This window comes from Methanoregula sp. PtaB.Bin085, assembly GCF_002067035.1.
GTDB lineage: Archaea > Halobacteriota > Methanomicrobia > Methanomicrobiales > Methanospirillaceae > Methanoregula.
Genome location: NZ_MVQB01000028.1, coordinates 81,869 through 93,588, shown reverse-complemented (window position 1 = coordinate 93,588; position 11,720 = coordinate 81,869). Strand labels below are relative to the sequence as shown.

Genomic DNA, 11,720 nt, shown 5'->3' with positions numbered 1-11,720 from the left:
TCATCTGCATCCCCACGACCGCCGGCACCGGTGCCGATGTTTCCCAGTTCGCAATCATCAACGATACTGCACGAAAGGTGAAGATCGCCATCATCAGCAAGAAGATCGTCCCGGATATTGCCCTTATCGATCCGGATCCCCTCACCACCCTGAACCGGAATCTCACCGCCTGCACCGGCATGGATGCGCTGACCCACAGCGTCGAGGCGTACGTGTCGAACGCAAGTTCGCCGGTGACCGATATCCATGCGCTTGAATCGATCCAGCTCATGAACGCGTACCTCCCCCTCGCCGTTGAACATCCCAGGAAGCTGGAGTGGCGGTACCAGACCATGCTCGGGAGCCTCCTTGCCGGCCTTGCATTCTCCAATGCAAGCCTCGGGGCTGTCCACGCGATGGCTCACAGCCTTGGCGGGCTTTCCGATCTTTCCCACGGGGAATGCAATGCCCTGCTGCTGGAACATGTCATGGAGTTCAATTATGATGCATGCCCTGGCAGGTATGAATCGATAGGCAGAGCTCTTGGTGTTGAAATTGAAGGCCTCGATCGCGAGGAGAGAAAAAATCACGTCCTGGGTGCCGTAAGCCGCATGCGGGAAGACATGGGAATCACGGACAGGCTCAGTGACCTTGGAGTCAGGAAAACAGACCTGCCCCGGCTCGCTGCAACAGCAATCCGTGACCCGTGCCTTGCAACAAATCCCCGCAAGGCCACACAACGCGACCTCGAGAGGATATATGAAAAAGCGCTCTGAACCACCGCCCGACTGGGAAGGTCAGCGGGCAAAGATCATCGGTCTTGGAGAGACGTCCATCCGGAAGAGTTATTACCCGGAGCTCCAGCAGCGCATCGGGGAACTGGAGCGCAAGAATGCAGAGCTGAACGCGGCATATGAAGAGAAGGCAGCGACCGAGGAGCAGCTCCGCTTCCAGTTCGAGGAGACGAGCCGGAAGGAGCAGGAGCTGCGCAGGAGCGAGGAACGGTTCCGGAACCTGATCGATGCCTCCCCGGTCCCTGTTCTCCTTGCACGGGACGGGAAATTTGTCTATGTAAACCACGCATTCTGCACGATGACCGGCCATGACAGCATGGATGAGATCGTGGGAAAAAACCTCCTTGATTTTGTCGCCCCGGAGTTCCGCGAGACGGTGGCAGGGTACGTGCGGGCCCGGAGTCGTGGGGAACCAGCGGCGGTCCGTTATGAATCCATGGGATTACGAAAGGACGGGAGCCGTTTTCCCTACGAGATTTCCGTTGCCGTCATCCCCCTGTCGGACGGACCGGTCACGATGGCATTCGTTACCGATATCTCCGAACGGAAAGCCGCGGACGAGGCGCTGAAAATCAGCGGTGCCCGTCTGAAACGTGCAGAACAGATCGCCCATATCGGTCACTGGGAATTCAGCCTGGGAAAAAATACGGTCACTGCATCGGACGGGGCCCGGTCCATTTACGGTCTTACCGGCGAACTCTGGACCATTCCGGAAGTACAAAAGATACCTCTGCCGGAGTACCGCACCATGCTTGACGATACTCTGAGGGGGCTGGTACACGACGGCCGTCCGTATGATGTTGAATTCAGGATCCGCCGGTCTACCGACAATGCCCTTGTCGATGTCCGTTCCATTGCGGAATACGATGCCGGGACAAACACGGTCTTTGGGGTCATCCAGGATGTGACAGAACGAAACCGGGCCAGCGAGGCGCTGCGCAAGAGCGAACGCCGGTTTTCCCTGTTCATGGAGAACCTGCCGGCTGCTGTCTATATCAAGGATGCTGACGGGAATGTACTGTTCTCCAACCAGTACCTGAACCGGCTGTTCGGCTGGTCCGATCCTGTCGGCAGGTCTACACGTGACCTCCTTCCCCGGGATGTTGCCGAGCGCATGATCCGCGATGACCGGGATGCAATACGCCGCGGGACTGTCAATACGCTGGAATCAGTGACGGATGCGCAGGGAAACGATCGTATATTCAGCACCACGAAGTTCAGTCTCCCGGATCCCTCCGGATCCCCGCTTCTTGGCGGTATTTCCCTGGATATCACCGAACTCCGCCGGGCCGAAGCGGTCGTGCGCGAGAGCGAGAACAAATACCGGGCGATTGTCGAAGCCAGCCCGGACCTCATCTGGGAAATTGACACGGCCGGCAGGTTCACCTTCATCAGTCCGAAAATCTATGGCCTGTTCGGGTACCGGGCAGAGGAACTCCTGGGAAAACCGTTCAGCACCCTCCTTCCTCCCGACCAGATTGCCGCAGCACAGCAGCAGTTCGAAAGGCAGGTTCGTACGGGCCAGGACCTTGTCACGATAGAGAAATCCGCCCTTCATGCAGACGGCCACCGTATGGAGGTGGAGATCCGGTCTTCCGCTGCAAGGGATTCCGGGGGTACCCTTACGGGTTTCCGTGGTATTACCCGGGATATCACCGAAGCACGGCGTGCAGCCTCTGCGCTCGAGCAGGCCCGGAAAAAACTCAACCTCCTCAATATCATCACATTCCAGGATATCCAGACAGCGGCGTTCTCGCTCTCTGCGTACCAGATCCTTGCCAACAAGTACCTTGCCGATACCGCAGCAGCATCGTATGCTGAGAAGGAATCCGCCCTGATCCGGAAGATCATCACCTCTCTTGAGTTCGCAAAGAATTTCCAGGACATGGGGATCCAGTCGCCACGCTGGCAGAATGTCAGCCAGACCCTCCTGTTTGCCATCTCCCACCTTGATTTTTTGAAGATTTCCCATACCTTCAGTACCGAAAACCTCGAGATCTATGCCGATCCCCTTCTTGAAAAGGCATTCTCAAATATCATGGAAAATGTCCTCAGGCACGCAAAGACGGCAACGGAAGTGCGGGCATGGTACGAACAGAAACCTGACGGCGTTGTCCTGTTCATCGAAGACAACGGTCCCGGAATTCCCCGGGAAGAGAAGCATATCATCTTTGACCGGAGTTACGGGAAGGATACCGGGCTGGGCCTTTTCCTGGTTCGGGAGATCCTGTCGATCACCGGTATCGCGATACGGGAGACCGGGGAAAGCGGAAAAGGTGCCCGGTTCGAGCTCCATATCCCTCCTGAGGGTTTCAGGTTTGTGCCCTCGAAATGATCCACGGAACCCGGCAAACGGCCGTGCTCCTGTGGGAATTGAAAACGATTATTCCGGCTCTGTTGAAAACCTGGAGGGGCTGGTATTGGATAGTGATGGGACCACGGACGCCCGGGGGCGGCCGACCCTCGCCCCGTGGAGCCTGGCAGCAGAAGGGCATAAAAAAATGACAGGATATAGGGTCGAAGGCCGGCAGATGTCCCCTTTACCTGTTCGAGGCCGGATGATCTCTCACCGGTTCGGGGGGCTTGCCCCCATGTTCTACCTCCCCCCGGGGGAGGGATGGGGTCATGCTCATAACTCCAATGAGCGCGTTGCCGGAAGGTTTTCTCCAGAGTAATTATTTCCTTATCTCTGGTTTCTGCGGGGTCTCTTTTGTGAGCCACGAAGCAAGGATGGCGTTGAACAGGTTGCTGCCCTGCCCGGCCTCTCCTCCGGTAACGAGCACGTTCGGCGTTATCGTGATGTTGCCCGCTGCAACTTCCTGGATGAGCTTGATGGCAGCGATACGCTCCGGCCCGAGAACGTCCGTCTGCGCCTTGTAGGCCGCGGCGGTTCCTTCCCCAACCTTCTGTGCCTCGTACGCTGCCCCGTCCGCCTTGGTCTTCGTTGCGTCGCGGATACCCTCGGCTTCCTTCCTCATGGCCTCAGCCTTGTCCGTTGCGATATCGATGGAGAGTTTTGCCGCGATGACATCGGTCTGCTTGTCGGCCCGTGCAGTCTTCTCGGCAACCGCGATCCGGCGCTCCTGTGCCTTGGCCTCCTGCTCGTACTGCTGCTGCTGCTGGACCGCGATCTCCTTCTTCGTCTGGGTCTCGAGCAGTTTCTCGTCAACCTTGATGTACGCAATCAGGAGTCCCTGCACTTCCACGTGATAACTCGTGAACTCCTTCCTGACTTTTTCAAGTGCTGCCGACTGGATCATCGAGCGGCTGTGGACGAAGTCCATTGCCGCCCGGTCGCCGGCCTCGTTCCGGAAGGAAGAGTCGATGAGCGGGTGGGCCACCTGCTCGATCAGGTTCGTGACCGTCCCGAACCGTGCGATGACGTAGGGTGCATTCACCGGGGGGATGCGGATGATGAGCCGGACCTCCACCTCCAGCTGGAACCCGTCCTTTGAGGTGAACTTGAGCTGGCTGTACGCAAAGAACTCGGAGACTTTTGAGGATACGGGGGTTTCCGCTTTTCCCTGCAAATAGGGACGTGTCTCGCGCACGATATTCTTCTCGCCCCAGTCAATGGTGATGGCACTCGTCGGGACGATCTCTGCCCGGTACGCGATGGTGTTCAGATTGTACTTGCCCGGGGCTACCGGTTCCATCAGGATGCCGCGCTCGCTCTTGCTCGTGATGAGCGGGGTCTCGGCATGGTCGTGGACCGGCTGGCCGAGGGTTGGCTGCTCGGTGATGGCCGGGGCCTTCTTCTGCGGTTTTTCAAGTTCCTTTCCCACACTGGAGATGATGACCGCGACGTACCCCGGGGGAACGATGGCAACGTCAGTCATTGCGATGTTGAAGAGGAGCGGGTTGATGTAATATTCCCCCGGCTGGAGCGTCTCCAGCTGCGGGCCGCGGTAGCCGCCATTGCGGATGAATGCCTGCCCGTCCTGGAAATGCTTGTGGTCGCCCTCCGGTTCGGGTGCAACGTTATAGCCGCTCGGGAGGGGGATCCCGTCGAGCGCGATCGCGATGCCGACCTGTTCCCGTCCTACTTCGGTTGCCGGGACCTCCTGGATCCGGAAGACCTTCGTGTTGATACGGTAGGTACCGGGCCGGAGGGTGTCCACCTGCGGGCCCTTGCACCCCCCGTTATTCAGGAACGCCTTCGCGTCCTGGAACGAGTTGCAGGGCACTTCATCGGCCAGAAGCCGGCCGGTTGCAATCGGCTTTCCTTCAATCGACTCGACAACGCCGAGGAATCCCGGCCTGATCTTGGTCACCGGTGCCTTCTCGATCTTCCATATGATCGGGATCATCCAGTAGAGTCCCGGCATCAGGATATCGGCCTGGACGCCGACCTCGCCTTTCGTTGCAATGATCTGCCCCTGCGGGAGCGTAGGCCCGAACATCTTCCGGGTCACGATACCCACGTCATCGTCGCGCACGAGTGCAAACCCGGCAATGAAAAACCAGAGGACGAACAGGACTGCGACGATCATGAACGATACGACAAACAGTTCCAGAAGTACCATTGTTCACCTGTCCCGGACCATTAGTGCATTATATTAAAGAATTTATGGTTTTTATCGCGGACCTGAATCCTTCCTGCCTGTTCTTCTGCGATCCTTTCTTTGCATGGCGGCGACAAACTGATCTGGATCGATCATGGGGGACTGCAGGGATCCTGGTACGGGGAAGGCAAAGGACGGGATGCTGACCGATCCGCCGTTCTACCTGCAGGAGTTCGAGAAATCGTACCGGTACATCATCGATGAGTATGATGTCTCCCCAAGGGAGATTGCGATCTTTATGCCCTGCGCTGTGCGGAAACCCTACAGCGCGAGCCCCAGCCACCAGCTGATACGGTCGGTCATCGGGCAGGTTTTACAACCGGACCAGTACCATATCGTGATCTTCGGAACCTGCGGGATCGTCCCGGCCGAGCTCGAGGAGATGTACCCGTACGCCCATTACCACTACATGCTCGGGAAGTGCAAAGACAAAAAAGTCCTCGATGATTTTCTCCGGATTGAGACAGACCGTATTGCCGGGTACCTTGAGAAAACCCGCCACCTGTATACGTACCGGATCGCGTACTGTATCGGCCTGTTCCGGCAGGCGCTGATCCGTGGAGCGGAAAAGTCCGGCGTACCCTTCGACATGGTCCTCCCGAGCCGGGACATGATCGATAAGGTCATCGAGGAGGGGGACTGCGTCTTCGAGGAGGGGAGCCTCTCCATGGGGGAGTATCTCGGTGAATTCTGCGACCGTCTCATCCTGTTCCGGAACGGGCTTGAGAAATCGGGGAAAACCTGATCCTGCATCTTCCAGGCGATCCGCCTATATCCCCGTGCATCCAACCATGATCCATGGAGCTGGAAACCAGAAAGAAATACGGCATCATGATCAAGGCAATCCTGATCACGATCGTCCTCCTCATCCCGAGGACCGCCATCGATATTCTCGGGTACGATACCGTGCCGATCAACCCGGTGGTGGGGGCCTTCATTACCGGCGCCGTTTTCACCATCGCGATCATCTTCACAGGGACCTTCACCGACTTCAAGGAGAGCGAGAAGACCGGCGGCGATCTGGCTGCCGCCTTAAAAGCCCTGTACAACGACAGCCGTGTCCTCCCGCTCACCGACCAGGAGCCGGCCCGGATCTTCCGGGCACATGTCCGGGACCTGCTCAGGGAGATGAACCGGTGTTTTAAGGAGAACTGCTGGAACCTTGCCGACATCAACCGCGAGATGGATAAGGTCAACAACGACATCCGGACGCTCGCCTATGCCAATGTTGCCCCGCCGTTGATCGCCAAGCTGCGCAATGAACTCGGGACCCTTGACAAGATGACAAACCGGGTCGATGTCATCATCCGGACCGATTTCATCCCTGCCGCGTACGCACTTGCCGAGATCGCAACCGGCAGCGTCATTCTCCTGCTGATGTTCGTGAAGATCGATCCCCTCCCTGAGGCGACTCTGGTCTTTTTCGTAGTATGCAGCATGCTGATCGGTCTCCTCCTCCTGATCGGGGACATGGACAACCCGTTCGAGTTTGGCGAGCACACCTTCGCGGACGTGGATATCGAGACCCTTGACTGGCTCGAGAAATATTTCGATGAGCAGGACGCGATTGAGGCGGCACGAAGAAACTGAACGGCACGATTTGCCCCCTTTTTTCCGGTCAGAATCGGGTAGTGCAGGGATCGGAAATCTGCACATATCATTTCGGGAAAGACACATCCGCGTCTGCTTACGCCGGGGAAAACGCCCTGCCCGGCCGGCAGTCCCTGCGGGTGTTCTCCTCAGGGTAATCCCGCCCGGCAGCAGACAACCTGATCCTGAAATGGTCTGTTCCCGCGGGAATTTCCCTCAACCGTATCAGGCATCGCCGCCAGACAATTGCCTGAGCATTGGCGAACTCGTCTGGCCGTTCTTCCTGCCTGTCGTTGCAGTCGTTGCCGGTATCATCCACGTGAAGGCAAAGGATCTGCACGGTCCGCAGGCGATCGGGCCTTTCTTCATGCGGCAGATCGTGATCGGCCTCGGTTTCGGCTGTGTGTATGCGGCGATGGGCCGTCTCTTCGCTGCAGACAGGGTTGCTGCTTCGATCGGATGGCCTGCAGGAAGCCCGTTCCAGCGCAAGGTCGGGATGTGGGACGCATCGATGCAGATCATTGATCCTGTGCCTGAAGATCCGCGACACCGGTTTCTGGACGGCCACGATCCCTGGTATGGGATTGTTCTCTGTCGCCGCGGGTCTGGGGCATGTCTATGAGATGGTGGTGCACGGCGATTTCTCCGTGAAAATGCCGGACCTGTGATATGGCCGGATCTTCTGTACCCCCTCTGTCTGCTGGCCCTTCTCTGGCGTCTGTACCGGAAAAGGGATGAGGCATCAGCCCGGCACACACCGCCGGCCTGATCGAATACTCTTTTTCATTCGCTCTGGGGAATCCCGACAAGCGACCGGATCATCTTCTGGGTTTCCCGGGGTGTGCCGGTCGTATTGACCAGGTATGCCGTGGTGCGGTTCAGCAGCCCGGATACGTACCGGTTCCGGATCCGGGTCTTGAAGGGATTGCTGACGAGAAGATGGGGGTTGAAGTAATTGTTGCTGATAAAGAGTTTCAGGCCGGTCTCGGGATCGAGCGTCCGCGAGATCACGGGATCGGCAGGGTCACGCTTCAGCACGATGATTGTTTTCAGCGTGGTCATCGGCAGGATCCTCCCCTTCCCGATAACCCTCCGGATATCGGCTACCGCCCGCCCGTTATGGTCGTAGGAGCCTTCCGGCACGAGCCCGCCGAACTGTTTCCAGATCGTGCCCAGGTCATCCCCGATATAAAAGTTCTTCTCCGAACTGTAGGCAAGGATATCCGTCCCGTACGCCCGTGAAAAGAACCAGTCATCGGCAACGATACGGGTTCCTGCGTCCTGCAGCAGGCCGTACGTCTGTGTTGTCTTCCCTGCCTTTGGCGCCCCGATGAGGCAGATGCCTTTTCCCCCGATATCCACGCAGGCACCGTGCATGGAGTAGATCCCATGGAAATCCTCGAGGATGTCACCGGCAAGGCTGAGCGCGAGGGATTTGATCCAGCCGTAATACGTGAAGTTGAAGAGAAACGCTGTCCGGGACATTGCGTCGAACAGGACCGTATCGGGCCCGAATGCATCGCTGGTAAAAACAACGAGCCGGCCATGCGAGCGGATACTCTGGGAGATAGAATAAAAGTTTTCCGCCCAGGTGTCTTTCGTTGCATGGTCGTCGGTGATCAGTTTGATGCAGCATCCGTACAGGTCGGACTTGATCTCGTACAGGACCCTCGGCATGAGTTCCTCCATGAGACGCTCCCTCTCATCGGTTGAGATCAGCGTTATCGTATAGCCCATGCGTATCATCTGCTCATTGGCGCTTGTCTCTTATCAATAAGCCGGGTGCAGGGAACCGGTATCCGTTCGACGAACTGATCACCGCGGACGTGCTTCACTCGCGTGTGTCACAGACCGGCATCCGCAGTCATGGTCTCCTGCCCGGATTATCACTACGCGACCTGAACCCGCCTTTCGGTACGAGGATCTCGAACCGTGATCCCCTGCCATGGGTCCCGGTTTCGTGGATCATGATGCCTGTTATCGCGAGGATCTCGCGGGCAAGGAAGAGGCCAAAACCGGTATTCTTCCCAAAACCCTTCTTGAAGATCTTCTGCTTGAGGTCAAGGGGGATCCCGATTCCGTTGTCTTCCACCAGGATGATCAGGTCTTCACCTGCCGGTTCGCAGCGAACCGTAATCCGGGTCACCCGTTCGCCATGCATCACGGAATTGCCAAACAGGTTGGCAAACACCTTCTCGAGCATCGGGTCGGCATAGATCTCGATGCCGGCGCATGAGCTTGAGAAGAGGATGTCCTTTGGTTTTGTTTTTGCAAAGATATCGTCAAGGAAAAACCAGTCCGGGGCCTGCTCGCCGAGTTCCTGGTACGTCTTTGAGAACTCGATCTGCCGCGCAATGGTATCGGCCACGCCTTCGATCTTCCGGAGGAAATCACTGATAATCGGGTCAGGATTCCTCACCCTGGCAAGCTGGATATATCCCTGCAGGACCGTCAGCTGGTTTGCGACATCATGGCGGGTGATGCTGTTTAACAGGTTGAGCTTCCTGTTGGCCTCCCGGAGCGCCTCTTCTGCCTGCCTGACGTGGGTGACATCATGGATGATCCCTTCGACGCCGAGCACCTTCCCCTCTGCATTGGAATACAGGTGGCTGCTTGCCGTTCCATGGAACGTCTGGCCGGAACGATCGCGGAGAACCAGCGGATACTCGGTGACCGAACCGTTCTTTTCCAGGATCGCAAGGAAACGCCTGCGTTCCTGCGGATCGGCGTACAGGGTATGAGCGATGTTGAGGCCGATCATTTCTTCGGGAGAATCAAAGCCGGCGCGTTTTGCTCCGGCAGGGCTGATCATGGTGATCCTGCCGTCAAGATCCGTGCGGTAGATCATATCCTGAACATTGTCGATGATGGAGCGGTACTTGCGCTCACTCTCCAGCAGCGCAGCCTCGGTCTTCATTCGTTCGAGGGCGCTGCCAAGTTCTTTCCCGATGGTCTGCAGGACCTCCCGCTCGTCCGATGAGATCTCTGTCCGCGCGGCACCGGCAACGTTCAGGGCGCCGGTAATATGATCCCCTGCAATGACGGGGACGCTTGCAAACGACCGGATCCCGAACTTTTCAGCAAGATCCGGATTGGTGGTCCCGAAATCTTCGCTGACCAGCATGCGGCCTTCGACAAAGACCTGTGCAAACGGCTGATCGCGGATATTCACCGTATCGACAGTACGGAAAAAATCCGGCGGCATGTTCAGCGAACGGGCAATCCGGGCAGTCGTATTTCCCGGATCGATGAGGTAGATGGCGCCGGCATCGTACTCCAGCAGGTCCAGGATCGATGAGAGTGCAGTATCCATCAGTTCGCCCATGTCCTGTTTCCGGCCTGCGATCTGGACTATCCGGTTGATGATGGTGAGGACCTTCGTCTTCCTCGCCATGCTGCTGATGAGTTCTTCGCGTTCCGTCACGTCCCGGCCGATCCCCATGATTGCGGGTTCGCCACGGTAGGTGATCAGCACCGCGATCAGGTCCATCGGGATAACCCTGCCGGATTTCGTTATGACTCGCGTTGTGTAGTCGGGGGGAATATCCGCCCCCCCTATCCGGGCCCTGCTCCGCTGGATCAGCCTGTTGCGGTCGTCCGGGTGGACAAGGTCCCAGATAGACATGGATTTGAATTCCTCCTCAGTGTACCCGAGGACTTCCGGGCCGCGGCGGTTGATGACGAGGATACGGTCGTTCCGGTAAATGTAGATGATATCGTGACTGTTCTCGACGAGTGTCCGGTACTTCTCCTCGCTGTCTCTGAGTGCCTGCTCGTTTTGGGAGATGATATCGTACTGCTGGCGGAGTTCCTCTTCGGTAGTCCGTATCTCCTCGTATGCGGCCCGGAGTTCATCCTCTGCCAGTTTCCGGGCCGTGATATCGCGGATCGACTCTATGGCGCCCGCGCGGTTCCCCTCGCGATCGTAGAGCGGGCTTGCCGTTCCCATGATCGTCAGCTGCTTTCCCCGCGGGCGGGGGAGGTCGCTCTCTGCGATCAGGACGTCGTTCTCGCGGCGGATGCCGGAATACTGTCGCTGTATCTTCTCGTCCGGTTCAAAGATAAGGTCGATCAGGATTGGCCGGCGTTCACCGTAAAACGGGATCGCATACTCGTAATTCCCCTTCCCGATCATGTCGGCAGCGGAGATCCCGGTGAGATTCTCGATGGCCCGGTTCCACGCGATCACCCGGCCGTTGCTGTCGATTGCAAAGGTTGCATCGGGCAGAAAATTGATGATATCAGTGAGGCGTTTTTCCGATTCGAACAGGTCGCGCTCGGCCTGTTTTTTATCAACCGCCTGGCGGACCTTGTGCATCAGCTCCACGAACTGGGCCCTGGGATCCCCCCCCTTCTGGAGGTAAAAATCCACGCCGTTGTTCACGGCTTCGATGACCACATCCTCCCGGCCCCTTCCGGTGAAAAGGATGAACGGGAGGTCCGGGCACTCCCTGCGGATTGTCTTCAGCAGGCTGATCCCGTCCATGCCGGGCATCATATAATCGGAGATAACCGCGTCGTAATGGTTCTTGCCGATCCGGGCGAGTGCTTCCTCGCCGGATTCAACGGTGTCAACCCTGAACTCACCGGACTGCTCAAGGAATATCCGGCCAAGCTCGAGCAGCCCCGGTTCATCGTCTACATACAGGATTGAAATCATCCGATCAGTGATTTTATCCGATCTGGTATTTGAGCCTGTTTTTCCGTACAAATTTTTCCGTACAATGTACACGGAATCTGTTTTTTGGGAGAATCAGGCGTGGAGGATACCTTCCTGCAGCGTAAAAGTTCA

8 protein-coding genes are annotated in these 11,720 nt (G+C 57.5%); 5 read left to right on the top strand and 3 right to left on the bottom strand.

The features are described 5' to 3' along the window. Both A4E33_RS07405 and A4E33_RS07400 read left to right on the top strand, forming a co-directional pair. A partial coding sequence (locus tag A4E33_RS07405; protein WP_292347054.1) for an iron-containing alcohol dehydrogenase occupies nucleotides 1-755 on the top strand: 755 nt, incomplete at its 5' end. Further along, the gene (locus A4E33_RS07400) at nucleotides 739-3,108 is read left to right on the top strand and encodes a PAS domain S-box protein (protein WP_292347053.1); all 2,370 of its coding nucleotides are present in this window, start codon (nucleotides 739-741) and stop codon (nucleotides 3,106-3,108) included. The genes A4E33_RS07405 and A4E33_RS07400, both read left to right, overlap by 17 nt. 340 nt (nucleotides 3,109-3,448) lie before the next feature. Here A4E33_RS07400 and A4E33_RS07395 read toward each other — a convergent pair whose 3' ends face one another. Beyond that, the gene (locus A4E33_RS07395) at nucleotides 3,449-5,299 is read right to left on the bottom strand and encodes an SPFH domain-containing protein (protein ID WP_292347052.1); all 1,851 of its coding nucleotides are present in this window, start codon (nucleotides 5,297-5,299) and stop codon (nucleotides 3,449-3,451) included. A gap of 133 nt (nucleotides 5,300-5,432) precedes the next feature. Here A4E33_RS07395 and A4E33_RS07390 point away from each other — a divergent pair, with 133 nt between their 5' ends. From A4E33_RS07390 to A4E33_RS14795, 3 genes are all read left to right on the top strand, one after another. Further along, nucleotides 5,433-6,083, top strand: coding sequence for a DUF5591 domain-containing protein (locus A4E33_RS07390; RefSeq protein WP_292347051.1), 651 nt, complete (start codon nucleotides 5,433-5,435; stop codon nucleotides 6,081-6,083). A 53-nt stretch (nucleotides 6,084-6,136) separates the two neighbouring features. After that, nucleotides 6,137-6,928 (top strand): hypothetical protein, encoded by a 792-nt coding sequence (locus tag A4E33_RS07385; protein ID WP_292347050.1) that lies wholly within the window; start codon nucleotides 6,137-6,139, stop codon nucleotides 6,926-6,928. Nucleotides 6,929-7,118: 190 nt separating this feature from the next. Continuing rightward, on the top strand, nucleotides 7,119-7,550 hold the full coding sequence (locus A4E33_RS14795) for a DUF6790 family protein (protein WP_292347049.1): 432 nt from the start codon (nucleotides 7,119-7,121) through the stop codon (nucleotides 7,548-7,550). Nucleotides 7,551-7,711: 161 nt separating this feature from the next. Here A4E33_RS14795 and A4E33_RS07375 read toward each other — a convergent pair whose 3' ends face one another. Both A4E33_RS07375 and A4E33_RS07370 read right to left on the bottom strand, forming a co-directional pair. Next, nucleotides 7,712-8,674, bottom strand: a complete 963-nt coding sequence (locus A4E33_RS07375) for an HPr kinase/phosphorylase (RefSeq protein ID WP_292347048.1) — start codon at nucleotides 8,672-8,674, stop codon at nucleotides 7,712-7,714. Between the two features lie 118 nt (nucleotides 8,675-8,792). Next, nucleotides 8,793-11,588 carry a PAS domain S-box protein gene (locus A4E33_RS07370; protein ID WP_292347047.1) on the bottom strand — a complete coding sequence of 932 codons (2,796 nt, stop codon included), beginning with the start codon at nucleotides 11,586-11,588 and terminating at the stop codon, nucleotides 8,793-8,795. Nucleotides 11,589-11,720: the final 132 nt, after the last annotated feature.

What these genes read in the sequence shown, in the direction of transcription:
- A4E33_RS07370 (WP_292347047.1), bottom strand. Translation starts at nt 11,588, where the DNA reads ATGATTTCAATCCTGTATGTAGACGATGAACCGGGGCTGCTCGAGCTT.
- A4E33_RS07400 (WP_292347053.1), top strand. Translation starts at nt 739, where the DNA reads ATGAAAAAGCGCTCTGAACCACCGCCCGACTGGGAAGGTCAGCGGGCA.
- A4E33_RS14795 (WP_292347049.1), top strand. Translation starts at nt 7,119, where the DNA reads ATGGTCTGTTCCCGCGGGAATTTCCCTCAACCGTATCAGGCATCGCCG.
- A4E33_RS07375 (WP_292347048.1), bottom strand. Translation starts at nt 8,674, where the DNA reads ATGATACGCATGGGCTATACGATAACGCTGATCTCAACCGATGAGAGG.
- A4E33_RS07385 (WP_292347050.1), top strand. Translation starts at nt 6,137, where the DNA reads ATGGAGCTGGAAACCAGAAAGAAATACGGCATCATGATCAAGGCAATC.
- A4E33_RS07390 (WP_292347051.1), top strand. Translation starts at nt 5,433, where the DNA reads ATGGGGGACTGCAGGGATCCTGGTACGGGGAAGGCAAAGGACGGGATG.
- A4E33_RS07395 (WP_292347052.1), bottom strand. Translation starts at nt 5,299, where the DNA reads ATGGTACTTCTGGAACTGTTTGTCGTATCGTTCATGATCGTCGCAGTC.